This window comes from Corynebacterium sp. EPI-003-04-2554_SCH2473622, from assembly GCF_001665955.1.
Classification (GTDB): Bacteria; Actinomycetota; Actinomycetes; order Mycobacteriales; family Mycobacteriaceae; genus Corynebacterium; species Corynebacterium pseudodiphtheriticum.
The window spans coordinates 113,703-137,808 of record NZ_LZMN01000041.1; the positions used below are offsets into that span (position 1 = coordinate 113,703).

Here is a 24,106-nt window from a genome sequence, read left to right on the forward strand (position 1 = left end):
TTAGTCCTCTTCTTCAAGCGCCGCTGCCATCGGAGCCGACGACGCAACCTGCATCAAGAATTCGCCATTCGACTTCGTCTTCCGCAGCTGTTTAATCAACAAATCTATAGCCTGGTGCGAATCCAACGCGGACAAAATCCTGCGCAGCTTCGTCATAATGCGCGCTTCTTCTGGCACCAACAGCAACTCGTCTTTCCGCGTGCCCGATGGGTTGACATCAACCGCCGGGAAGACACGGCGCTCGGAGATTCCACGGTCCAGCTTCAGCTCTGCGTTTCCAGTGCCCTTGAACTCTTCAAAGATCACGGTGTCACCAGTCGAACCGGTCTCCACCATAGCGGTCGCAATGATCGTCAATGACCCACCGTTTTCAATGTTGCGGGCCGCACCAAGGAATCGCTTCGGTGGATACAGTGCGTTCGAGTCGACACCACCCGAGAGGATACGACCAGACGCTGGTGACGAATTATTGTATGCACGGCCCAGACGGGTGATCGAATCCAACAACACAACGACGTCCTGGCCCTGTTCTACTAAGCGCTTAGCACGCTCAATAGCAAGTTCGGCAACTGCGGTGTGCTCTGAAGGTGGACGATCAAAGGTTGACGCAATGACTTCACCATTGACGTTGCGTTGCATATCTGTAACTTCTTCTGGGCGTTCGTCGACAAGCACGACCATCAGATAGCATTCCGGATTGTTCGTCGAGATTGCGTTCGCGATGTTCTGCAAGATGGTCGTTTTACCAGCCTTTGGTGGCGAAACGATCAACGCTCGCTGGCCTTTACCAATCGGCATGATCAAGTCAATCACGCGGGTGGTTAGAATCTTCGGCTCAGTTTCCAGACGCAGACGCTTATTCGGGTACAACGGCGTGAGCTTACTGAATTGTGGTCGCTGCTTGGCTTCTTCAGGGTGCAAACCGTTGACGGTCTCCACGAACACCATCTGGTTATACTTTTTCCGATTACGGCCTTTGCCGTGCGACTGTCCACCCCCGGTCATTTTCACCTTGCCGGTTAGATAATCGCCAGTACGCAAATGGAAACGGCGAACCAAATTGGTGTTGACGAAAACATCAAGCGAACTCGGACGATATCCCGTAGTACGCAAGAAGGCAGCATTGCCATCGACTACTTCCAGAATGCCCGCGACTTCTTGCAGACCGTTATTGCGGTTGTCATTGTTACCGCCTTGGTCATTGCCACTATCGTGGTTACCCCCCTGATTATTTCCAGAGTGATCGTTGCTTAACTCGTTATTGTCGCGGTTGTTACCACGATTCCGGTGTTCCCGTGGACCCCGGTTGTCACGGTCGTCGCGGCCACCACGTGCATTGCGGTTACGGTGGTCATGGTCAGTACGATCTTGACGCTCAGATTGGCCACCCCGATCTGCTACCTCAACAACATTGTTGTCAGTACTGCTGTGGTTCTGGGAATCATTTTGTGCCGCTTCCTGCTGGTGATTGTTTTCACCTAAGCGACGAACGCGCCGACCTCGACGCCCTCTGCGGGTGTTAGCAGCCGGGCTAGTATGTTGCACAACGGGCTGCTGCTCCTGGTCTTGCGCTTGAACCGCTTCATCAGCCTCCGACACCTGTGTAGCCTGCAACGATTCGCGACGGGAATCATTGTCGTTCCGGCGATTCCGGTCATGTTCATGCTGCTGGTTGTGCTGGTTGTTGTTAGCGCGAGCTTTAGCACGTGCCCGGCGCGCACGGCGAGCTGCTGCAGGCGAAGGGGTCTCTTCCTCTTGTGCAGCACCAGGGGTGTTCTTTTCTAGACCCGGCTGTTGCTGTCCTTCTTTGCTGTCCCTAGCGCGGTCGCCACCATCCACAGTGACATTTTGCTTTACAGATACGGACTGCTCAGTGTGCTCGGTTGAGGCCGGAGCCTCCTTTTCAGGCGAATTCCGTACGCTGTCTGTTCCGGATTCCTGAGCGGCCAATCGCGCGGCACGCTGTGCTTCTAACTCGGACTTCTTCATTCGCGGCAACGGTTTCTCAGTGGATTTACGTGGCACCTTACCAGTTTCAATTGCTACGATCAGCTCTCCCTTACGCAGGGCAGTGATACTTTTCAACCCTTTGGCGATGGCAAGCTCCCGCAGTTCAGGAAGCTTCATGGAATACAGGTCTGGGTTGTCCGTTGTGCTCACGGATATCCTTTCGCGTCGATTTTTCTCGCGTGATTCAGGTAGCCCCGATAACCGGGGATCCCGGACTACAGCCTGGGCGCGGGCAGTGCGCAACGCGTGCGCGGAAGAAATTGTGAGATGCCTTGGCATCACTTCCGGCTGCTTGCTTTCTGCGCGCAACACCGTGGCAGTAGTGAAAAGTTAAAAGACTAATTCCAAATTTCTCATTCGGATCCCGCTCGGCGAAATACCGCAGCATCTTCGCTCGGGCATTCCTGGTTGTGAGAATTTAGAATAATCGTGCAGACGGTGTGAATACTCTGCCTACCGATTTCACGCACCAGTGTAGCGCACATCAATGTTTTTTCGTATTTACCCCCTAATGGAGCCATATTCCCCTTCGTTCTCTAACCTTTTACTGTCCCGCTAGGCATTATTCGGCAGCCACTATCTAATGCCTGCAGTCACCGCTAAAATTGGGTTCATGCTCTCGACGATGCAGGATCTGCCGCTGTCTGTGTCCAGAATTTTGGAATACGGTCGTAGCACGCACGCCACGACGAAGGTCACCACCTGGTCTCCGAATGGCCCACAGGAAACGACTTTTAGCGCGATCGCGTCCCGGGCAGCGGCATTTGCGCACGCATTACGTACACGTTTTCAGATTGATGGCGACCAGCGGGTCGGCACCTTGCTTAATAACTGCGCCGAACATCTCGAAGTCATGTTTGGCGTGATGTCAATGGGTGCGGTCTTCGCTCCACTCAACAAGCAGTTGATGCTGGATCAATTAACGCACATCGTCAATCACAGCCACACCGAGATACTGGTAGTCGACCCGCGGATGATCAACCAAGCGCGAAAGATTACGGAAGAGGCACCGTGTGTACACACCGTGGCCTTCATTGGTTTACCAAGCCCTAATGAGCTCGCGGATTTCGCGGAGCAGTTACCAGCTCATATTTCGGTGTATTCCTATGAATCCCTATTAGATGGCCAACCAACCACTTTTGTTTGGCCAATAGTTGACGAGCGTGATGCTACCGCGCTGTGCTATTCGACAGGCACAACTGGAGCACCGAAAGGCGTGGTCTATTCACACAGAGCAATCTACTTAGCAGCACTACAACTGCGTACCACTGATTCTCTTGCCATCACTCATGGTGAATCATTTCTGTGTGGTGTTCCGATCTATCACGTGTTGTGCTGGAGCGTCCCCTTCGCTGCTTTTCTATCCGGCGCTCCCTTAGTACTCCCCGACGCTGACACCTCTGCACCGACACTCGCCACGATCATAGAAGCAACACACCCGAGACGCGCGAACGGCGTGCCCAGCCTCTGGATCCAGCTGATGGTGCATTATCTGAAGAATCCACCAGAGCGGATGTCGCTGACAGAAATATTCGCTGGAGGCTCACCAGCGCCACCGTCGTTGATTAAAATCTGGGAAGAGCGCTACGGTGTCGATATCGTCCATGTCTGGGGAATGGCGGAAACTACCACCATAGGCACTGTTTCGCGCCCACCATCAGGCGTATCTGGAGAAGCGCGCTGGGGATACCGGATTTCGCAGGGGCGTTTTCCGTCGATGCTGGAATACCGCGTAGTAAACGACGGAGAAATCGTGCCGAACACCGACCGCAATGAGGGTGAGATCCAAGTTCGGGGAAATCTGGTTACTGGATCATACTTCCATTCTGCTGCAGAAGCGTCCAACGGAACCGCAGCAGAATTCCGAGGCCAAGATGTCGCCGATGATATTGATGCCGCTCGTAACAAGTTTACTGACGACGGCTGGTTACGGACTGGCGATGTCGGTTCCATCACCAAAGATGGTTTTTTGACGGTATCCGACCGTGCCCGGGATGTGATCAGATCCGGCGGCGAATGGATTTATTCCGTTGGGCTGGAAAACATGGTGATGGCTTCCGACAGGGTTGTGGAATGTGCCGTAATTGGCTACCCAAACCCGAAATGGAATGAGCGCCCGTTAGCAGTCACCGTGCTGCACGCTGGTGTACCACGCACCGAAGCTACAGCCAACGAACTGCGCAATTACCTTCGCGAATCACTGCCGAATTGGATGGCACCGGAATATTGGGCTTTTGTCGATTCCATCGATAAGACCTCCGTCGGCAAGTTCGACAAAAAAGATCTCCGTGAGCACCTCGAAGCTGGTCGCTTGGATATCATTGCCTTGCCAGGTCCTGGTGTGCGCATCGAGCAAGAAGATGGCACAGAAGATTCAGAACTCACAGATGGTACATCATGATCATTCCCACTGTCAGACTCATTGTGCCTGCCGCACAGGGATATTAAAATAGGAACTAATATGTCCACATCTGTTGCGCTGCCTGATCCTACTACCCCTCCGACCTCGCCTGTGCAGGATATCGCTAACGATCTTCCTGCAGCCAATGCCGACGGCACCCGTCTACTCCTTGATCGTTACGGGCGCACCGCACGCGACCTACGCGTTAGTCTCACAGACAAATGCAATTTACGCTGCACTTACTGTATGCCAGCCGAAGGCCTGCAGTGGATGCACAATAGCGCAGTGCTTACCGACGACGAAGTTATCCGTTTAGTTCGCATCGCCGTGGAAAAACTGGGGGTTCGAAAATTACGGTTCACCGGTGGCGAGCCCTTACTGCGTAAATCCTTGCCCAGCATCATCGAACGCAGCAAAGCCTTGACAACAGATACCGGGGATGCGCCAGAAATCGCCCTGACTACCAACGGGCTCGGGCTAGATAAGCGCGTGGCTAGTTTGTCAGCTGCCGGACTAGATCGGATTAACATATCCTTAGACACCATCGACAAGGCAAAGTACACGGCCCTAACACGCCGTGACCGTCTGGATCATGTGCTGCGCTCAATCGATAAGTGTGCCGAAGCTGGTTTAAGCCCTATCAAAATCAATGCCTTGGTAATGAAAGGCGTCAATGAAGACGATGTCGTCGATCTCGCGGCTTTTGCACTCGATAAAGGGGCGCAGCTGCGATTTATCGAGCAGATGCCACTAGGACCACGCGAGGCCTGGTCCCGGGAAGATATGATCACCGCCGACGAAATACTAGCGAAGCTGCAATCGTCGTTTATTATGACACCGGCAAAACAACCACGCGGTTCTGCCCCTGCTGCTTTATGGGATGTGTGGAAAAATGCAGATCATAGCGTGCACCGAGGCAAACTGGGCATCATCAGTTCTGTCTCCTATCCGTTCTGCGGAGACTGCGACCGCACTCGCCTTACCGCAGATGGGGCAATTCGCACGTGCCTATTTAGCAACCGCGAAACCCAGTTACGCGATTTGCTTCGTGCTGGTGCCAGCGACGACGAACTAGCCACCATCTGGGCAGCTGCCATGTGGGAAAAACTTCCTGGCCACGGCATCAATGACGAAGGCTTTTTGCAACCTGCACGCACAATGTCTGCTATCGGTGGTTAAGGTGGCGACACAATAATGATTACTTCTTCAGTCTCGGTTGCAGAACACCTAAAGCGTGTACGTGAACTCATACAACCGACCAAGCCCCAGCACCTATCGGTAGAGGAAGCTCATGGACGCTACCTTGCGCAGACTGTGCAGGCCCGCGTCGCTATCCCCTCTTTCCACAATTCCGCGATGGATGGTTTCTTGGTCGATGACAAAGATCTTTCTGGATCTGGTCCGTGGACGCTGCCGGTATCCGGCGAAGTTGCGGCCGGCGGGCTTCCGCAAGAAGTTGTGCCGAATCAAGCCCTTCGCATTATGACGGGGGCCCCGATTTCCGGGGATGCAAAATCGTTGCGGGTGATTCCGTCAGAATTCACGGACGCATCGCTAGGACCCGCACAATTGCCAACACAGGTAACCATCCACGAGGTACCAAAGAAGCGACATATCCGGTTGCGCGGTGAAGTAGTAACACCAGGCGAAGACATCGCTCACCCCAACACACTTATCGACGCTGGGACCCTGGCATTTTTTCTCACCGCTGGTGTCTCTCACGTGTCGGTATACCGTCGCCCGCAGGTTGCTGTGATTTCTTCCGGAGATGAATTAGTTTCCACCGCCAACGTCGGTGCCGCAGCTACTAACAATGTCGACAACGCTGCCGGTGTTGCTACCGGTGTCGGAACCGCAGATGAAAATGCGGATTACCGCATTGCAGATTCCAATGGCCCAATGGTTGCCAATTTGTTGGCTGAGCACGGCCCAGTCGACGTTCGCCGATTCCACGTCGGCGATGGAACCGACAAGCTCACTGCGCTTCTCGACGAACTTACGTCATCAAGCGCACAGCCAGTAGATCTCATCGTTACCACCGGTGGGATCTCACAAGGCGCTTTCGACGTGGTCAAAGCTGCCGCTGTAGATTCCCCAAACGCGGATTTCTGGTTCGGAAACGCAGCGCAGCGACCCGGTTCACCACAAGGCGCCGGCCTATGGAATGGCACGGCTGTCGTAACCCTACCGGGCAACCCTGTTGCTGCCTATGTCTCTGCGACGATATACGTACTTGCCTGCCTATATATTTTGCAGGGTCGCGTAACCTCCACCCCAGCCGAGGCCAGGAGCACAACCGAGTGGTGGCCACACTGCGCTGCCTTAGTTCACGCTCACCCAACCCTGCCACTCCCGAGGCCTGGAAAAACCCAATTGGTACCTGTCCAGGTCGTTCCTGCTGACACCGGATTGCTCGCGGTTCCAAATACCGGAGGAAATCCCGGTTCACATTTCGTCAGTACACTCATAGGAATCGACGGTCTAGCAGTGATTCCGCCAGCAGAAGACGCAGAGCACCCTGATTCCCCTGGAATGGCAACCGTACTCGGCTGGTCTCGTTAACTTCTTGATAGGAAGCGAAAATATATGAAACAACCCCCGCATTTAGACAGTTCCGGCAACGCCTACATGGTCGATGTGACAGAGAAGAAACCAACTGTTCGCGCAGCAACCGCTGTAGCTTCTGTTGTGTGCTCCAAGGAGATTCTGGAAGCCTTACGCAATGGAACCGTCCCCAAAGGTGATGTCTTCGCTGTCGCGCGTATCGGCGGTATCTCTGCTGCGAAACGGGTTCCAGAACTGCTCCCATTGGCTCATACAATCGGGGTTCACGGGTGTGAGGTTTCCCTCGACTTGCTGGAAGATCGCCTGCGCATCGAAGCCACAGTACGAACCGCGGACCGAACAGGCGTGGAAATGGAAGCCCTCACTGCGGTCAACGTTGCCGCACTCAACGTAATCGACATGGTCAAAGGCGTCGATCGAAGCGCATATATTAGCAATTGCGCGATCATTAAGAAATCCGGTGGCCGTTCCGGCGACTGGTCTCGCCCGGAGCCGCAATAGGTCACAAAAACACCACCACGTAAAAGCTATGACCAACGCAAATCAGCCAGAAATTCTTGCCGACGATTCCCCCGCCTACGACGACCTTGCCGTCATTATTTTGGCCGGGGGCCGTTCAGAGCGGATGGGCGGAATTGATAAATCCACGATCCGTCTCAACGGTACCCGGTTAATAGACCATCAACTTGCGGGTGTGCTGTCACTCGGTGTTGAGAAGCAAGCGATCGTGATCGTTTCCACCAAACAGCTAGCTGCAGAAATCTCGCACACTGCAGAAAATCCAGCCTTCGGTGGGCCATTAGCCGGGATTTCTGCAGGATTATCAGCAATTCCGACAGGTGCACAACGTGTAGCAATCTTGAGCGTAGACGCGCCGGACTCGTGGCAGCTACTACCCGCACTTATGGCTGAACTGACACGGCATACGGAACGGGATGCAGCAATCATTGAAGATGCGGCGGGAATCGCGAACCCATTGTGTTCAGTTTGGAAACCGGAACGCCTGCAGGTTAATCTCGCAGAAATTGGTACTGCGCACAACAAGCCAGCCCGTGCTTTAGTGCGTCACGCAGATTGGATTGGCGTCGACGGTGGCGGGCTTGAGGTAGATTACGACAGTCTCGCTGAGTTGAAAGTACGTGGCGCGGTAGAGCTACCTACAGATAATTCCCGCTAAATTTGCACGACTATGTGCTTCTATACTCTGCAGTTACTCGAGCTTGCGGTTCTGCAGAAGAAGTTTATTCAGCCTGCCGCGTGAGCCAGCCGTCAATCCCACCACGCAAATTTCCCAGGCGGGTCATACCCGTCGCCTGTAGGTACGCGATTGCTTGGCTTGAACGCTTACCTGCTGCACAATAAATGACTACCGGGTGCTGTGGATCATGTGCACGAACGGTGCTGATGACTTGAGCTGCGACAGTCTCACCGGCGATTACAGAACTCGCTTGCTCACCAGGGCGCTGAGCACTGCCGTTAAAGGTCGATAGCGGGATATTTAATGCACCAGGAACCGAGTATTCAGCATATTCATCGGGTTCACGGACATCAATGACCACAGCATCCTCTGGAATGTCATCGACCACTAGGCCTTCTTCGAGCTGATTTCCGGGCTCCTCATTAGCGTCTGCCCTTATAGGACCGCTAGACAATACAGACTCACGCGTGATTGCATTAGCTCGTACTGGGATATATTCCCATTCCCCCAACAGCGCGTCGAAGTAACCCAGACGCCCTGATAGCGGCTTTCCAATGCCTGTGAGTACTTTTATTGCTTCTAACGCCATAGCCGAGCCCACCACTCCGACCACTGGTCCCAGCACTCCTGCTTGTGCGCAAGAAGGAACCGAACCAGGCGGTGGCGGCGTAGGAAAAACATCCTCATAAATTGGACCATCGCCTAAACCGAACACTGAAACTTGTGCGTCAAATCCCAGAATTGAACCCCATATATGCGGGATTCCGCTGCGCAATGCAGCCCACGAAATAAGGTATCTGGCACCTAAGTTATCGGTGCCATCTATCACCAGATCAGCCCCAGCAAAAATCTCCCGCGCGTGTTCCCTATCTAGTTCAGCATTGATGACAGCAACCGCTATATGTGGGTTCAGGGTTTTGATAGTATCCCTCGCCGAAGCAGCCTTCGGGGTACCGATTGTCTCAGTGGTGTGGATAATCTGACGGTGCAAATTAGATAACGAGACTTCATCACCATCAATGATGGTTAGCGCGCCTACCCCTGCAGCGGCCAGATACAGCAGCGCTGGAGAGCCTAATCCACCGGCGCCAACCACAACGACGTGCGAACCAGCTAACTTTTCTTGTGCTTGTCGGCCAAAACCGCGCAAGCTAAGTTGTCGCTGATAACGCGCAACCCATTGCGGATCAAACTCCATGTACTCTTTGCCTCCCTAGTGATGCTGTCTCCCTTATGACGTTATGACGATTCACCGTCTAGTCCAGGCCGACCCATTGCGTTGAGCCATCAGTAAGAAATTGTTCTTTCCAAATTGGCACTGTAGCTTTGACACGATCTGCCAATTCAGCACAAGCAGCAAATGCTTCCTTACGGTGTGCACTCGCTACCACAACGGCGAAAGCCAGCTCTCCGATCCCAAGCTTGCCTGTGCGATGCGCAGCCCACAGGCGCACATCCGGGTACTCGGCGGCAATGTCAGCGACGACATTTGACAATTCCTTCTCGGCGGAGGGGTGAGCGGTATACACGAGCTCGTCGACCAAATGTCCGTGGTCATGATTGCGGATAATACCGTCAAAAGTAACAACAGCCCCGGCAGTCGCATCGGGCACCAATCGCTGCGCTTCTTCGCGTAATGGCTCCAACGGCTGGTCAGTAAGGGCAGTACCGATGATGCGCGCGTTTAGCATGCTCTCTCCCGCTTGGTTCGCCGCAGCTGTGGGTTCTCCAGAAGAATTAGGAATGATGTTTGCCATGATTGGTGACTTGGCGTCCTTTCAAAATATTAATTGCATGGACCAACACGTCTTCTAACACCTTGACGCCGTCGCGCACTCCTCCCGGTGAGCCAGGCATAGCCATCACGAAGGTCTGCCCGACAGTGCCTGCTAGCGCACGAGATAGTGTTGCAGTCGGCGTTTTTTCCAGACCTTTTGACCAAAACGCGTGTGCAATACCAGGCAGCTCCCGATCCAGATGTGCTTGGATCGACTCAATCACCTGATCATCTGGACTAATTCCTGTTCCACCTGACGTTAAAATCACGTCAGGCCTGTCAGAACTAGCGAAAATTTCAGCAATAACACGGGATACATCTTTATCCGCGACCACGCGTGCATCCGGGGTGCAAAAGCCTTGCTCCCGTAAAAATCTCACGGCAATGGGGCCGGATTCATCAGTGTAGAGTCCGGCTGCGGCACGAGTCGAGGACACCAGCACCAATCCTCTAGGTGCAGGATGCCCAGCATGCTCTGTATTTTGGTCATGCCCAAACTCAAGAGTATCTACAGTATCGCTACGCGCCATGCTGGCCTTTCTGCTGTGGTGAGCTCACATTCGCCGCACGATCAGTACGGGCTTTCTGCCCCCAATCTTATTCGAAAACCCGCATACCGCGATAGAATGTGCGAATCTCACACTGCTTAGCACACCGTGATATTGCTATCCAGTAAACAATCCTGCCGCGCGTACCATCGTGTCCCATAGCCCGAAGGCCAAACTCACACCGATAAAAATACCCAGAATGAGGGAAACCGCGTTGTGCGCGAAACTAGAGTTGCCTTTTGCCTGACCGCTCTCCTTTGCTTCCCGTTCAGCTTCTTCAACAGCTTTGCGGTCAGCAGCTTCTTTTTGCTTGACGACGTCTACATCGACATAGTGTTTCTCATTGACAGGTTTGATCAAAAGGTTCGCGACGACACCGACAGCCAGCAATCCACACATCAACAATAAACTTGCCCGATACAAGTCAGCACCTTCTAAGCCCGCATCGGCACGGGATTCCACCACCGTGTTCACGATCAGTGGGCCTGCGACACCGGCAGCAGCCCATGCCGTGAGCAACCGACCGTGGATCGCTCCGACGTTGTAGACACCGAATAGATCTTTCAGGTAGGCGGGCACTGTAGAAAAGCCACCGCCGTAAAAAGAAATGATAACCAGCGTACTGAGAACGAAAATGGCCAGCGACGCTGAAGAGAAACTGGCAACCACCAAGTACAAGAGTAATCCGAGACCTAAGTAGAGGAAATAGGTGTTTTTCCTGCCGATCCAGTCTGACACCGTTGACCAGACAAAACGACCCCCCATATTCGCTAGCGACAGCAAGCCAACGTAACCTGCGGCTGCGCCCGCCGTAATTTCTGCGAAATAATCCTGCACCATCGGGGCCGCATTTTCTAAAATTCCAATGCCGGCCGTGACGTTCACGAAAAGCACCACCCACAGCAGCCAAAATTGTGGGGTCCGCAAGGCTGTATTTGCTGACACATTTCCCGTGGTTTTCATCTTCGTTCCGGAGTTATTCTCCGGTTGATATCCCTTAGGTTTCCAGTCTGGATGCGGTAACCGGATCGCATAAGCCCCTAGCGCAATGACCACCAGATACAAGATAGCCAAGGTCAGGAACGTCCCATAGAGGCCGTCGGCAAGATTCGCGGTACCTGAGCCGCCGCCAAAGAATTCCATCATGGTATTGGAAGCAGGACTCGCGATTAAGGCACCGCCGCCGAATCCCATAATCGCCATCCCAGTAGCCAGACCGGGTTTATCTGGAAACCACTTCATCAAGGTTGATACTGGGGAAATATAGCCAATCCCCAATCCGATACCACCGATTACGCCATAGCCCAAATAGACCAGCCATAACTGCCCAATTGCGAGACCAAATATAGCGACGAAAAAGCCAATAACCCAGAACAGGCCAGCAGTTGCCATTGAGGTTCTCGGCCCAACTTTTTCAACCCAGTTTCCAGCAACGGCTGAAGAAAGCCCCAGCATTCCAATAGCAAGGGAGAAGATCCACCCCACAGCCACTTCACGGACAGCAAAAAACTCCATCAACGGGGCTTTAAATACCGAAAAGGCATAAACCTGGCCGATCGATAAGTGAATTGCCAATGCAGCTGGTGGTATTAACCAGCGATTAAATTCTTTCGGCGCAATGATCCTAGTACGCGCAAAGAATGAGGTGGCCGTTGCCATAAGTGTCTCCCCATAATTATTGTAAGTTAATTCACTAACTCTAGTGTGCTAAACATAATAGAGGATGGTGACCCAGACAGCAGAAAATAGGCCGACCTTGTAGTCGTTTTGGGGCTTCCCGGGTTTTCGCTCACATCTTGGTGTCCTAAAACCTCATAGCCCCGTGCAAGGCAAACCAGCTAAAGCGGGTAAGCCCACAACCGCTGACGCGCGTTAACGGTAGCACCAGCCGGAACCCGCACCAGCGCGTCTGCGGCTACTGCCTGCTGCAACAGGTGCGAGCCAGGCCCAGAAACGACTCGCGCTCGAACATGCCCGCTGGAATATTCAAATCGGGCCCGTAAAAATTGATCTTTGTCAGATAGCCCCGTCAAAGGCTCCGCAGAAATAACCTTAATTGGCTCCGGGACCAATCCCACCGCAGGAGCAACGAATAACCGGAAACTCACCAACGACGAGACCGGGTTACCCGGCAAACAAATGCACGGTACACCTGCAAAACTTCCATAACCTTGCGGCCCACCAGGTTGTTGGGCTACCGCACCAAACCAGGCGCCGTCTCCGTCGGCAAGCAGCTGCCGCACGACCTCATATTTCCCTTTGCTAATGCCGCCTGAGGTAACGACCAAATCTGGCTGATGCACGTCGATAGCCTGCTGCAAGCTAGTAGCAAGTGAATCAACGTCATCATCAATATGCACCCGGCCTACCGGCTCTAGCCCGTAGCGCTGTGCTTGCGCCGCCAACATGGGGAAATTCGCATCCGGAATGACGGCGGAGCCAGCTTCCGCATCCAATTCACCAATCTCGGCAACCTCTGCCCCACCGGTAGCAATCAGAACCCGCGCGCGCTTGCGTACCTCAACAGTCGAAACCCCCTGGAATGCCAAAGCTGCAATCGCAGTTGGGCTCAACACCTCGCCGGAATCAACAATAACCTCGCCAGCTCTGCTATCAATGCCTTGTTGCCGTATGAACTGCCCTTGCTGCGCCATAGAAATTTCCCGGCGCGGTGCTGTGGGCTTGCCCCGGGAGGCGTCTGTATTCGTGCCATTAGTACCATCGTTGTGAGTATTTTCCGGAAATTCCGGTGGTAGAGCGTCTTCAACACGCACAATGGCTGCTACGCCTGCGGGGATTTTAGCTCCGGTCATGATTGGCACGATCGTCTCACCGCTATTGTCAGGGTCAATCCCCTGTGGATATTTCAGCGCCGGATCAGCTCCGGCTGGAATATCCGCCCCCACGGAGAAGCTACCCGGCAGGCGGTCCAAGGCTGCCTGGCTTAGGGCATACCCATCGACCTGTGAATTGGAAAACCGCGGCGAATCATACGGCGCGGGAACAGCTGTAACGAGGTAACGGTCTAAAGCATCAGCCACCAGAATGGATTCTGTACTCGGCCAGGTACCGAATTGGGCAATCAATTCGGTGATATTAGCCAAGTGTTCTTCTGGAGTTAGCTTTGTGCTTCCAGCCGCTTGCTGTCGACAGTTGCTCATAATTCTATTTAAGCACTGTTCTATTTAAGGTGTGTTCTATTAAGCAGTGTTCTGTTTAAACACCATGTATTCCAAAAGCGTTATTTAGCCCCTTCCAACGCTCTCAGCCGGGTATGTTCTAGAACATGTTGAGTCTAGAAAATGTTGAGTCTGACTCAGATTTTCAAGCTATTGCATACTCCCGAGCCAACCAGGCAGAATAGTGGTTATCATGCTGAGCATTCATTATTTTTCCGCCGCACGAGCCGCCGCCGGAACCGCAGAAGAAGTAATCACCGAAACTGACCACGAAACACTAGGGGAACTCCTCGATTCCCGCGCCCAGTTGCATACCGGGACCACAGATTCTGGGATGAGTTTGGCAGACATTTTCCCGCGGTGCAGTTTTCTCGTCGACGGTGCTTCCGCGACTCGGTCTACTTCACTGGCTGGAGTGCAACGCATCGACGTATTGCCGCCCTTTGCCGGTGGTTAAAGCACTACCGCAGACTGTCGCCAACGGATATTCCCCGTTAAGTCACTAAACCCATTAAGCATTTGATCTGACCAAGCACCTAAACTAATGACATGTCTGGAGCACAGGAAGGCACGGGGCCTGGTAGAAAAACTGCACAATCCGCTAAAACTCTAAAACCCGCTAAAACCGCAAAAATCAAGGCTGCCCCCGAAGAAGTCGCTGCCAGTACTTGGCTTACCACCGCGACCTCGGCACTTGACGTCGATCCGCGAGTACTTCGTGCCAGTATCAAGGATGTCCTCGACCTCACCAGTATTGTCGCCCACGAACACTCCCGTCCGGCTGCACCGGTGACAGCATTTCTAGCAGGTTTGGCCGCTGGTCAACGCACTGCTGGGAGCACCCATGCTGCACAAATCGAAGCTATACAACAACACCTAGCGCACCTAGCTGATTTAGCACGCGGTACCAGGTAGGTTGTCCGATATGGCGCGAAGGCTTACATCCCGTACTCCGATCACCCGCGTATACCGCGAAGAAATCAACCCTGATATTGCTGCTACAACGGACGCCAGTACTAAGGCACAGCGTGTCAGTCCCGCCGACTCTCGTATTGTTGTCTCCGAGCGCATCGATTCACTCGCGGTCGAAGAACCCTTGCAGATCCGCGTCAATGGCACAGATTTCTTAACGACGATGCGCACACCGGGCAATGATTTCGAGCTCGTCCACGGGCTCCTGCATGCTGAAGGCATCATCAGCCGGGCGTCGGATATTGCGACAATTCGATACTGTGGCGGGGCAGTCGGCAATGACGGCCTCAACACGTATAACACCCTTGATGTGGCTCTAACCCCTGCAAAAACAGAAGATAGCAACCAAGATTTTGCCACTGTCACCGCAGGCAAAAGCGACAGTCAGCCGTTTTCATTGCCTGTACGCTCAGTGCTCACTACCTCAGCTTGCGGCATTTGCGGAACCACCTCGATCGATGACGTCGAAAAGCGTAGTTCCTACCCGATTCACCCAGTTCGCCCCACCGCAGAATTTGTCTTGTCCTTACCAGCGGCACTAGAAGCTGGCCAAAAAGCATTCCGCCGTACCGGTGGTATCCATGCTGCAGGCGCTGTCAGCAGTGACGGGCAACTCATTCTCGCCCGCGAGGATGTGGGGCGGCACAATGCTGCGGACAAGGTAATCGGTGCGATGTTGATGCATGATGATTTGCCGGCAAAACAGATGTATTTGGTGATGACCTCGCGCGCCAGCTTCGAGCTCGTACAAAAAGCCGTACTTGCTGGATTCTCCGGATTGGTGACTGTATCAGCGGCCACATCATTAGCGGTTGATCTTGCACGTCAATCCGGATTTTTTCTCAGCGGATTCACTCGTGAAAATCGTTTTAATTTGTACAATGGATTCTTAGAAGATACCCCCTAGTTATCAGGAGAAATTCATGCTTTCTCGTAACCGCGCAACCGCTATTCGCCGCATCGCCATGGGTGCTGTCGCGGCCAGCGCCATCACTCTGGCTGGTTGCCAATCCAGTGGCGGAGACACCTCCGACTCCACCGCTAACGATTCCAAAGACGCTACTGCAGCGCAGGATGTCACCCTGTTCGCCGCAGCTTCTACCCGCGTAATCGGCGATGAGCTGGTAGAAGAAGCGAAGAAGCTCGACCCACCAGTGAACTTAACGATCAGCAATGCAGGATCCACCGATTTGGTAAATCAAATCAAAGAAGGTGCGCCTGCCGACGTCTTGTTGACCGCAGATACCAAGTCCATGGACAAGGCCAAAGCCAACGGTGACGTCGAAGAATCCAAGATGGTGGCCGCAAACACACTAGTAATGGTGGTTCCCTCCGATAATCCGGCCAATATCAACAGCATCGAAGACCTCAACGAAGACACCACCCTGGTCCTCTGCGACCCGTCGGTTCCATGCGGCAATTTGACAGAGCAACTGGCAGCGGAAAACAACTTAGAGCTACATCCATCCTCGCTGGAACACTCCGTCACCGACACCCTGGGGAAGGTTACCTCCGGCCAGGCTGATGCAGCATGGGTTTATAAAACCGATGCTATTGCTGCCGGTGATAAAGTCGAAGTCATTGAAATTCCCAACTCTGAGGGTTTCGTGAATGACTATCCTGCAGCGGTTCTAAAAAATACGACGAACGCGGAAGCTGCTCAGGCTATTCTCGAATTGCTCCACGGTGAAGCAATGCGTTCGGTGTGGGAAAACGCTGGATTTTTGCCAGCAGCCGCCAAATAAATCACCGTTGAAAATACCGCGCCATGGCACACCCGCATTCTGCTGATTGGACCCCATCCCCAGTTCGACCGAAAAACCCTATTGCCCTGGTTTTTCTCGCTGCGGTAGCCGTGGTGACGGTACTGGGCCCGCTGTTAGCCCTAATCTTGCGTGTCCCTTGGGATCGCTTTACCGAAATTGCCACTAAGGCTTCCACGCTAGAAGCCTTAGGCTTATCCCTGTACGCCGCAGTTTTATCGACGCTCATCACCTTGGCGCTAGGCATTCCGCTTTCACTGTGGTTATTGCAAAGCCGTGCAAGCGGTTGGTTCATTCGCTTACTTTTTGTATTACCGTTAGCAATGCCACCTGTGGTCGCCGGTTTGGCACTCACCGCAGCAATCGGCCGACGTTCTTATACTTCCGGAGTCTTGGATGCGCTTGGCATTAACATCGCTTTTACCTTTAATGGTGTCGTCGCTTCTCACGTCTTTATTACATTACCGTTCATCATCGTGTCCGCAGACTCTGCGCTGCGCCAAATTAACCAAGAAATCATAGATTCCGCACTCAGCATCGGCATGAGCTACCGTCGCGTGATCTGTCACGTGATCCTGCCAACGATTTTGCCTGCGGTCGGCACAGGTGCGGGGTTAGCCTTGGCTCGTTCACTGGGAGAATTCGGCGCCACACTCACTTTCGCTGGTTCCTTACCCGGTGAAACTCGGACGCTCCCATTAGCGATATATCTTAACCGCGAAGTAGACGCAGATATTGCATACGTACAAGCAGCATTGCTAATCTTCATCGCCATCATCGTTCTCTGCCTGTCGGCTCTTCCAGCAGTATGGAGAAAGCGCCATAAGCACCGCGTAAGTCGCAATATCGGGCTCGATCGGCAGCGGCTGGGTGAGCTCACAGGCGCAACCACTAGCCCCGTGGGAATCAACGTGAATGGTTGCCACGTTGAAGCAGGTTCCACCACCGCGGTGGTAGGCGCCAATGGTGCCGGGAAAACGACGCTTATGAAAGCAATCGCGGGACGCTTGGGCGGGGCCGAACTGGATTTTTTTGCTGCTTCTGGCCACGAATCCGTCGATAAGCCGCGAGTCATCATCCTCACCCAAAACCCAGCACTGCCTCCGGCTTCCACTGTGTTACAGGCAATCACCATGGCAACACGAGATACGGGACGTGCGGAAGAATTGTTAAACGCAGCTGGGTTAAGCGAACTAAAATCTGTCCCCGTTCCGGCCTTATCCGGAGGCCAATCACGCCAGGTAGCCATCGTCCGTGCTATTGCGGCCAGCCCAGAAGTTTTGATTTTGGACGAGCCATTTGCCGGTCTGGATAGCTCTATTGCTGCCCAATGGAAAGCTTATTTCCGCTCTACCTCCCAACAACGCACAACATTGCTAGTCACGCACAATGGCCATGACATTTCTTCCTTGTCTGATTACGTAATGTCAGTTGCGGCTGGCAAAATTGTCTCGTATGACAAAACTACGAAACTCACTTCTGCACCAAGCACGAAGTTTCTCGCCACGACTCTAGGGCTTAACGCCCTTGTAGCGCGCTTGTCACAGAATGTAGGGGCAAACGCACTGGGTAGCGGTAGCGTGCAAATTAGTTGCGGGCAGCTCTCACTAACCGTGGGGGAAAAACGCATTGAACTTAGCGACGAAGACTTAAAGGCAAACAACGGAGAAAAGCTCCAAGTCCTTGCAACCTGGTTACCTTCAGATGCCTGGTTAAAGAAGGGCGAAGCGAAAGAGACTACCGCTGAAGAAAATTGTTGGGTCGGCACGATCACGGACATCTCCGTGCCGCACCCCACAGTGTGTGACATAACTGTTTGTACTCACGGCGAACAAGTAAAGATTACTGTCTCGCCACTCGTTGCTTCCGAACTCGGATTAGAACTCGATGATGAAATCACCTGGGGCGTCAGTGCCGATAAACTGGCTGTAACCAGCCTAGCTGCAGAAGAACATAAGAACTAAGAAAATTCCGCAAACCATCTGGTGGTGAGCACTGCCCACCGCCCCGCCAAAGACACAGCGTCCCCTAGACAGAAAAAACTAGGAGCCCGAAGGCATACACGAACTTGCGGGCTCCTAAAATTCTCAGCGCTATTTTTTAGCGACATTCCTCGGCGCAGTGAAAACTAAGCGTGGCTCACACTAGTTTCCACAGGTCCGGCGACTCCAAGTTCAACGACTTTGAGGTTCTGTTCGCGGGCGTCAGCAAGTAATGCTTCGTCAATATCCTCGGTGTGCAAGACCATGATGGTCGGGCCTGCTCCAGACAAATAGGCAGCATAACCGCGATTGCGCAAACGGTTGACCCACTCGGCCGTCACTGGCAGCACATCAGAGCGGTACGGCTGGTGCAACCGATCGCGGGTACCTTCCCACAGCAAATCCGGGTGATGCTGGATGGCCACCGTCATGACGGCTACACGGGAAACATTGAATGCGGCGTCGCCGTGTGTGACGTGGCTCGGCAGCACCCGGCGGACTGCCGGTGTTGAAGCATGGAAATCTGGGACAATCGCAGTCGCACGAATCTCATCGTGTACATCAAGGCTTACAGCCTTATATTCTGGGGCAGAACGTCCGTCCACCGGCACCGTCATCCACGATACCGTGGCTCCACCGAGCACCGAAGCAGCAGCATTATCCGGGTGTCCTTCAAATGCTGAAGACAACTGCACCACCTGGTCGTCGGAAAGAGGATATCCAGCAAGGGCATTCGCGGCAGCCACACCAGCGACGGCCGAAGATGCCGAAGATCCTAGGCCACGCGATTGCGGAATGGCGTTGGTACATGTGACTCGTAGGCCGGGCGCAGTAGCATCAGCTGCGTTTAACCCAGATCTTAAAGCTTTGACGACCAAATGTGAGCCGTCCCGTGGAAGGTCATCTTCACCTTCCCCATAGATCTCGATTTGCAGGCCGGATGAGATAACCTCGACTTCGATGACATCATAAATGCCCAATGCAAGACCTAATGTATCGTAGCCTGGTCCCAGGTTTGCTGAAGATGCAGGAACGCGAACGGTCGCTTTCGTGCCGATTTCAAGTTCAGTGCTCATAAACTGCGTAGCTCCCCTGATTCCCTAAACATCCAAACGGATGACAGAATGCACTTTCTTGACGTCTGAAGACTTCTTCAACGCCTCGACGGTGTCGTGCAATACAGATTCTTTCGCACTGTGGGTGACAACAATAAGACGGGCGATACCGTCTTCATTCTCCTCCTGGCGCACAGTGCGCAAAGAAATCCCCTGTTGTGCGAAAGTGGCAGACAGATCAGACAAAACTCCGGCGCGATCAACCACTTCCATGTCGATATGGTAGCGCGTGTGCACCTCACCAAAATCTGCGATTGGCAAGTTTGCGTAAGTGTTATCGCCCGGTGCTCGGCCGCCATGCACTTTATTCCGGGAAGCTCCCACGAGGTCGCCCAGCACGGCAGAAGCAGTTGGGTCGCCACCGGCACCATTACCGTAGAACATCAGCGAACCAGCGGCTTCTGCCTCCACGAAGATCGCGTTATAGGACTCATTAACCGAGGCCAGAGGGTGATCTTTCGCCACCAGAGTTGGGTGCACCCGCGCATTAACGGCGTCGTTGCCCTGATCGTCGGTGATCTTTTCACAGATTCCAAGCAGCTTAATGACATACCCTGCTTTATCTGCAGCCGCGATGTCTGCAGCGGTGATGTCACGGATACCTTCACAGTGCACATCTTTGAAGTTGACGCGCGTATAGAACCCAAGTGAAGCCATGATCGCTGCCTTGGACGCGGCGTCGTGGCCATCAACATCGGCAGTGGGATCTGCTTCCGCATAGCCCAAGTCGGTAGCAATTTGCAGAGCCTCGTCGTAGCCCATGCCCTCGGTAATCATCTTGTCCAGAATGAAGTTCGTCGTACCGTTGACGATTCCAGAAATACGCTGAATCTGGTCACCGGCTAGCGAACGGCGCAACATACCGACGACTGGGATCGCCGCGGCCACAGCTGCCTCGAAGTATAGATCTACTCCAGATTCTTCTGCAGCTTGTGCGAGTTCATCGGCATGAGCTGCGACAAGCGCTTTATTTGCCGTAACCACAGATTTACCAGCACGCAGCGCAGCAAGCACCAGCTCGCGGGGATATTCAATGCCGCCAATGAGTTCAACGACCACGTCGACGTCGTCACGCGCGATCAAAGCGTGTGCATCGCCGGTAATCATTTCCGGATCTACACCGCGGCGCGGCTTGGAGGTGTCGTCAACTGCAACTCCGCGCAATTCCAATGGGCCCCCGACGCGCTGACGGAAATCCTCGGAATTTTCCGCAAGCAGGCGGATTACCTCGGTACCGACGGTACCCATTCCTAATACCGCAATTCCAACAGGCTTGCCAGCATTGTTCTCGGTATAGGTTGGTGAATTAGCGACCATGTTGTTTCGCATTCCTTCGTAAATCGTCGTTAGTCAGTTACTCAAACGAGCAATTACGTATCTACGCAATCACTCATTCGGCGGTTTTCACGGGCGTGCGCATTCAATGGTACCGGCTTTAACGGCAGACTTAACTTGCTTGGCGAAATTTATTCAGGCCGCATTCGCTTCAGCATCTGTGCTCAGTACGCGCTTCCACTCCACATAGTCAGCTCAATCCGCGTCCCACACCACCTCGAGGCTAAGCAAATCCTCAATGGTTTCGCGACGTAGCATAAGCTCCGCTCTTCCGTCCCGTACTGACACCACTGCTGGGCGGGTAAACGCGTTATACCGCGATGACATCGGATAACAATAAGCTCCCGTCACAGCTAGACCCATCAAATCACCAGTACGAACATCCGCCGGGCAAGCAAAGTCTGGGATCAGAATATCCCCAGATTCACAATGTGCACCCACGAGGCGGGTAGATTTTTGGTGTCCATCAGTAAATCGTGAGACCACTCGCGCATCGTAATCTGCGCCGTAGAGTGCGGGACGAATATTATCCGACATTCCACCATCTACCGCAAGATACCTGCGGTAACGCCCCTCGTCGATTTGCACGTTTTTATCAGTACCGACTTCGTAAACCGTTACCGCTGCCGGACCGACAAGTGCACGACCAGGCTCGACAACAACTTTCGGCGGTTCAATTCCCAAAAAAGCCGCCTTATTATGCACTGCAGTAATCAAATCTTCGGCAATTCCTGCAATGTCCAGCTCGGAGTCATCGGCGAGATACGGCACTCCGTACCCCCCACCCAGGTCCAAAATGGGTAGCTGCAACTCCAAATCTTGGTGCACGCGCGCAAACAATTCCAGCAAGCGATCCGCGGCTAGCTTGAAACCATCAGCATCGAATACTTGTGAGCCCACATGGCAATGGATTCCGTGCAGATCTAAGTTGTTCGCCTGGTGCGCGTCGACGATGGCCTGCCAAGCATCACCAGCGGCTAAGGAAAAGCCAAATTTTTGGTCTTCGTGACTGGTAGCAATGAATTCATGCGTGTGTGCATCCACGCCAGGCGTCACTCGCACCAAAACTGGCTGCTTCCTGCCCAGCTCGGCAGCAATCTCATTAAGTTCGACAAGTTCGCCAGGCGCGTCCAGCACCACGTGTCCTACGTGTGCGGCAACGCAATGTCTTAAAAACTCCCGGTTTTTGGTATTGCCGTGCACCGTAATGTGTTCGGCTGGAAATCCGGCGCGTAACGCAATCAACAGCTCATTAAGTGAGGCTACGTCTAAAGATAAGCCCTCGTCATTGACCCAACGGACAATATGCGTCGACAACATTGCTTTCGAGGCGTAATGCACATTCCTGGCCCCGTGAAACGCCTGCGCCATATCCCGGCATCTGGATCGGAAATCATCTTCATCAAACACCATGACGGGAGTGCCGTATTTCTCGACGATTTCTGGCAAAGACACTCCAGCAATAGCCACCGTGCCGTCGTCCTCACGGCAGGCATTACGGGGCCAAACATGGCTAGGTAGTTCGTTGAAATCAGAAAGGTGCATGCTCATGCGACTACATCCGTTCCGGAGCGTTAACCCCCACCATAGTCAAACCGTTATGCAGTACCTGTCGCGTTGCCCGTGCCAATGCCAACCGAGCGCTATGAATTGGTTCTGCGTCTTCACCAGCTTTTGGCAGAATCTGGCACTGGTCGTAAAAACGGTGAAAAGTCGCTGCCAAATCTTCTACGTAACGAGCGATTCGGTGCGGTTCACGCAACTGCGCTGCGGTGGCTACTACCTCCGGGAAATCACCCAGAGTACGGATCAAGTCGCCTTCCTTATCGTGCAACAACAGACCGAGATCGGGGTCATTGCCGTCGACTTTGAGCTCAGCAGCTTTACGTTCGATGGAGCACAGCCGAGCGTGACCATATTGCACGTAATACACCGGATTGTCGGCAGACTGCGCAGTCCACAATTCCAAATCAATGTCCACCGAGGTATCAACGCTGGAGCGCACTAACGAGTAACGTGCCCCGTCCGTACCAATGGCTTCGACCAAATCCTCCAGGGTAATCACGGTTCCAGCACGTTTCGACATGCGCACCGGTTTGCCATCGCGCAGCAGGTTAACCATTTGACCAATCAATACTTCGACGTTGTCTGGCTCATAACCCAGCGCCTGTGCCGCAGCACGCAAACGTCCGATGTAACCATGGTGGTCGGCACCTAGCATATAGATTGCTAAATTGTGGCCACGATCAAATTTATCGGCGACATACGCGATATCACCAGCAATATACGCGTGGTCACCATCCGATTTAATCACGACACGGTCTTTATCGTCACCAAATTTTTCTGCGCGTAACCACCAGGCACCGTCAGCTTCATACAAATTGTCGTTGTCTTTCAGCATGGTAATTGCTTTTTCGACTGCACCAGACTCATATAAGGAGTTTTCGTGGAAATAAACGTCGAACTCAACACCAAATTCGCGTAATGAGGCTTTGATCTGCTCGAACATCATCTCTACGCCGAGCGCACGGAAGTTTTCCTGTACTTCGGCTGGCTCACCATCAAGTGCTGCGGGGTTCTTTTCGACGACTGCACTAGCGATTTCCCGGATGTAATCGCCTCCATAGCCATCTTCGGGAGTCGGCTCACCTTGCGCAGCAGCCACCAACGACCGCGCAAAGCGGTCAATTTGCCCGCCGTGGTCATTGAAATAATACTCTCGGGTAACTTCTGCCCCGCAGGCTTCCAATACGCGGCCCAAAGAGTCCCCAACCGCGGCCCAGCGAGTTCCACCAAGGTGGATGGGGCCGGTAGGATTCGCCGAGACGAATTCCAAATTGATCCGCTGACCAGACAGTGCATCCGAATTTCCGAATGCTTCCTCTTCCCGTAGGATCTTGGCGACGATTTCCCCCTGTGCGTCGGCAGCCAGGCGAATGTTCAGAAATCCCGGGCCCGCAATTTCTGCTTGGTCAATCGCGGAATTTCCTGCTAATGCTGCCGCCAGCCAGCTGGCGAAATCGCGCGGGTTTGCCCCTGCCTTTTTCGCTACCTGTAGAGCCAGATTACTGGCGTAGTCACCATGCTCCGGGTTGCGCGGCCGTTCCACTGTCACCACCTCAGGCAACGCAGACGTGTCTAAGCCGCGCTCTGCCAAGATGGTGGTGGCGGTGTCTTTAATTAATTGCGAAAGATCAGCTGGAGTCATAGCTCCTTAGTGTAATAGACAAGCAACCTGGCTTAAGAAACAGGCAAATTGAA

20 protein-coding genes are annotated in these 24,106 nt (G+C 53.5%); 10 read left to right on the forward strand and 10 right to left on the reverse strand.

Annotated features, from left to right (window positions below; translation table 11 throughout):
* The gene (gene rho / locus A5774_RS04490) at positions 1-2,160 is read right to left on the reverse strand and encodes a transcription termination factor Rho (protein ID WP_064833546.1); all 2,160 of its coding nucleotides are present in this window, start codon (positions 2,158-2,160) and stop codon (positions 1-3) included.
* A gap of 463 nt (positions 2,161-2,623) precedes the next feature.
* Between rho and A5774_RS04495 the strand changes: the two genes are divergently transcribed.
* The 5 genes from A5774_RS04495 to A5774_RS04515 are packed head-to-tail and all read left to right on the forward strand — an operon-like array spanning position 2,624 to position 8,153.
* The gene (locus A5774_RS04495; protein WP_064833605.1) at positions 2,624-4,411 is read left to right on the forward strand and encodes a long-chain fatty-acid--CoA ligase; all 1,788 of its coding nucleotides are present in this window, start codon (positions 2,624-2,626) and stop codon (positions 4,409-4,411) included.
* A 60-nt stretch (positions 4,412-4,471) separates the two neighbouring features.
* Complete coding sequence (gene moaA / locus A5774_RS04500; protein WP_064833548.1) at positions 4,472-5,590, forward strand: GTP 3',8-cyclase MoaA; 1,119 nt, start codon at positions 4,472-4,474, stop codon at positions 5,588-5,590.
* A 15-nt stretch (positions 5,591-5,605) separates the two neighbouring features.
* The gene (locus tag A5774_RS04505; RefSeq protein WP_082936099.1) at positions 5,606-6,973 is read left to right on the forward strand and encodes a molybdopterin molybdotransferase MoeA; all 1,368 of its coding nucleotides are present in this window, start codon (positions 5,606-5,608) and stop codon (positions 6,971-6,973) included.
* A 24-nt stretch (positions 6,974-6,997) separates the two neighbouring features.
* Complete coding sequence (gene moaC / locus A5774_RS04510) at positions 6,998-7,477, forward strand: cyclic pyranopterin monophosphate synthase MoaC (RefSeq protein ID WP_021353089.1); 480 nt, start codon at positions 6,998-7,000, stop codon at positions 7,475-7,477.
* Between the two features lie 28 nt (positions 7,478-7,505).
* Positions 7,506-8,153 (forward strand): molybdenum cofactor guanylyltransferase, encoded by a 648-nt coding sequence (locus A5774_RS04515; protein ID WP_023019644.1) that lies wholly within the window; start codon positions 7,506-7,508, stop codon positions 8,151-8,153.
* Between the two features lie 64 nt (positions 8,154-8,217).
* On the opposite strand, the gene A5774_RS04520 is transcribed toward A5774_RS04515, so the two are convergent.
* The 5 genes from A5774_RS04520 to A5774_RS04540 all read right to left on the reverse strand — a co-directional run bounded on the left by A5774_RS04520 (position 8,218) and on the right by A5774_RS04540 (position 13,660).
* Positions 8,218-9,372 carry a ThiF family adenylyltransferase gene (locus tag A5774_RS04520; RefSeq protein WP_023019645.1) on the reverse strand — a complete coding sequence of 385 codons (1,155 nt, stop codon included), beginning with the start codon at positions 9,370-9,372 and terminating at the stop codon, positions 8,218-8,220.
* 58 nt (positions 9,373-9,430) lie between these two features.
* Positions 9,431-9,931 carry a molybdenum cofactor biosynthesis protein MoaE gene (locus tag A5774_RS04525; RefSeq protein WP_082936100.1) on the reverse strand — a complete coding sequence of 167 codons (501 nt, stop codon included), beginning with the start codon at positions 9,929-9,931 and terminating at the stop codon, positions 9,431-9,433.
* The gene (locus A5774_RS04530) at positions 9,912-10,481 is read right to left on the reverse strand and encodes a MogA/MoaB family molybdenum cofactor biosynthesis protein (RefSeq protein ID WP_021353085.1); all 570 of its coding nucleotides are present in this window, start codon (positions 10,479-10,481) and stop codon (positions 9,912-9,914) included. The genes A5774_RS04525 and A5774_RS04530 overlap by 20 nt, the downstream gene beginning before the upstream one ends.
* 135 nt (positions 10,482-10,616) lie before the next feature.
* Positions 10,617-12,158 (reverse strand): OFA family MFS transporter, encoded by a 1,542-nt coding sequence (locus A5774_RS04535; RefSeq protein WP_064833550.1) that lies wholly within the window; start codon positions 12,156-12,158, stop codon positions 10,617-10,619.
* Positions 12,159-12,337: 179 nt separating this feature from the next.
* Positions 12,338-13,660 carry a molybdopterin molybdotransferase MoeA gene (locus A5774_RS04540; protein WP_064833552.1) on the reverse strand — a complete coding sequence of 441 codons (1,323 nt, stop codon included), beginning with the start codon at positions 13,658-13,660 and terminating at the stop codon, positions 12,338-12,340.
* A 211-nt stretch (positions 13,661-13,871) separates the two neighbouring features.
* On the opposite strand from A5774_RS04540, the gene A5774_RS04545 reads away from it, so the two are divergent.
* The 5 genes from A5774_RS04545 (at position 13,872) to A5774_RS04565 (ending at position 18,377) form a co-directional block, all read left to right on the forward strand.
* On the forward strand, positions 13,872-14,135 hold the full coding sequence (locus tag A5774_RS04545; RefSeq protein ID WP_023019650.1) for a MoaD/ThiS family protein: 264 nt from the start codon (positions 13,872-13,874) through the stop codon (positions 14,133-14,135).
* Between the two features lie 92 nt (positions 14,136-14,227).
* Positions 14,228-14,593, forward strand: a complete 366-nt coding sequence (locus A5774_RS11485; RefSeq protein ID WP_197490252.1) for a DUF6457 domain-containing protein — start codon at positions 14,228-14,230, stop codon at positions 14,591-14,593.
* Positions 14,594-14,603: 10 nt separating this feature from the next.
* Positions 14,604-15,557 carry a formate dehydrogenase accessory sulfurtransferase FdhD gene (gene fdhD / locus A5774_RS04555; RefSeq protein ID WP_082936101.1) on the forward strand — a complete coding sequence of 318 codons (954 nt, stop codon included), beginning with the start codon at positions 14,604-14,606 and terminating at the stop codon, positions 15,555-15,557.
* A 16-nt stretch (positions 15,558-15,573) separates the two neighbouring features.
* Entirely contained in the window at positions 15,574-16,395 is an 822-nt protein-coding gene (gene modA, locus A5774_RS04560) for a molybdate ABC transporter substrate-binding protein (RefSeq protein WP_064833554.1), read from the forward strand.
* Positions 16,396-16,418: 23 nt separating this feature from the next.
* Positions 16,419-18,377, forward strand: a complete 1,959-nt coding sequence (locus A5774_RS04565; RefSeq protein ID WP_064833556.1) for an ATP-binding cassette domain-containing protein — start codon at positions 16,419-16,421, stop codon at positions 18,375-18,377.
* Between the two features lie 164 nt (positions 18,378-18,541).
* Here the strand turns inward: A5774_RS04565 and thrB are convergent, their stop codons facing one another.
* The 4 genes from thrB to argS form a co-directional block, all read right to left on the reverse strand.
* Positions 18,542-19,471 carry a homoserine kinase gene (gene thrB, locus A5774_RS04570; RefSeq protein ID WP_064833558.1) on the reverse strand — a complete coding sequence of 310 codons (930 nt, stop codon included), beginning with the start codon at positions 19,469-19,471 and terminating at the stop codon, positions 18,542-18,544.
* Positions 19,472-19,495: 24 nt separating this feature from the next.
* Positions 19,496-20,827, reverse strand: a complete 1,332-nt coding sequence (locus A5774_RS04575) for a homoserine dehydrogenase (RefSeq protein ID WP_021353076.1) — start codon at positions 20,825-20,827, stop codon at positions 19,496-19,498.
* A gap of 213 nt (positions 20,828-21,040) precedes the next feature.
* Complete coding sequence (lysA, locus tag A5774_RS04580) at positions 21,041-22,396, reverse strand: diaminopimelate decarboxylase (protein WP_064833560.1); 1,356 nt, start codon at positions 22,394-22,396, stop codon at positions 21,041-21,043.
* A 4-nt stretch (positions 22,397-22,400) separates the two neighbouring features.
* The gene (gene argS / locus A5774_RS04585) at positions 22,401-24,053 is read right to left on the reverse strand and encodes an arginine--tRNA ligase (RefSeq protein WP_064833562.1); all 1,653 of its coding nucleotides are present in this window, start codon (positions 24,051-24,053) and stop codon (positions 22,401-22,403) included.
* Positions 24,054-24,106: the final 53 nt, after the last annotated feature.

Coding starts and splice junctions, on each gene's coding strand:
- A5774_RS04495 (WP_064833605.1), top strand. CDS start 2,624: ATGCTCTCGACGATGCAGGATCTGCCGCTGTCTGTGTCCAGAATTTTG.
- moaA (WP_064833548.1), top strand. CDS start 4,472: ATGTCCACATCTGTTGCGCTGCCTGATCCTACTACCCCTCCGACCTCG.
- A5774_RS04505 (WP_082936099.1), top strand. CDS start 5,606: ATGATTACTTCTTCAGTCTCGGTTGCAGAACACCTAAAGCGTGTACGT.
- moaC (WP_021353089.1), top strand. CDS start 6,998: ATGAAACAACCCCCGCATTTAGACAGTTCCGGCAACGCCTACATGGTC.
- A5774_RS04515 (WP_023019644.1), top strand. CDS start 7,506: ATGACCAACGCAAATCAGCCAGAAATTCTTGCCGACGATTCCCCCGCC.
- A5774_RS04520 (WP_023019645.1), bottom strand. CDS start 9,372: ATGGAGTTTGATCCGCAATGGGTTGCGCGTTATCAGCGACAACTTAGC.
- A5774_RS04525 (WP_082936100.1), bottom strand. CDS start 9,931: ATGGCAAACATCATTCCTAATTCTTCTGGAGAACCCACAGCTGCGGCG.
- A5774_RS04530 (WP_021353085.1), bottom strand. CDS start 10,481: ATGGCGCGTAGCGATACTGTAGATACTCTTGAGTTTGGGCATGACCAA.
- A5774_RS04535 (WP_064833550.1), bottom strand. CDS start 12,158: ATGGCAACGGCCACCTCATTCTTTGCGCGTACTAGGATCATTGCGCCG.
- A5774_RS04540 (WP_064833552.1), bottom strand. CDS start 13,660: ATGAGCAACTGTCGACAGCAAGCGGCTGGAAGCACAAAGCTAACTCCA.
- A5774_RS04545 (WP_023019650.1), top strand. CDS start 13,872: ATGCTGAGCATTCATTATTTTTCCGCCGCACGAGCCGCCGCCGGAACC.
- A5774_RS11485 (WP_197490252.1), top strand. CDS start 14,228: ATGTCTGGAGCACAGGAAGGCACGGGGCCTGGTAGAAAAACTGCACAA.
- fdhD (WP_082936101.1), top strand. CDS start 14,604: ATGGCGCGAAGGCTTACATCCCGTACTCCGATCACCCGCGTATACCGC.
- modA (WP_064833554.1), top strand. CDS start 15,574: ATGCTTTCTCGTAACCGCGCAACCGCTATTCGCCGCATCGCCATGGGT.
- A5774_RS04565 (WP_064833556.1), top strand. CDS start 16,419: ATGGCACACCCGCATTCTGCTGATTGGACCCCATCCCCAGTTCGACCG.
- thrB (WP_064833558.1), bottom strand. CDS start 19,471: ATGAGCACTGAACTTGAAATCGGCACGAAAGCGACCGTTCGCGTTCCT.
- A5774_RS04575 (WP_021353076.1), bottom strand. CDS start 20,827: ATGGTCGCTAATTCACCAACCTATACCGAGAACAATGCTGGCAAGCCT.
- lysA (WP_064833560.1), bottom strand. CDS start 22,396: ATGAGCATGCACCTTTCTGATTTCAACGAACTACCTAGCCATGTTTGG.
- argS (WP_064833562.1), bottom strand. CDS start 24,053: ATGACTCCAGCTGATCTTTCGCAATTAATTAAAGACACCGCCACCACC.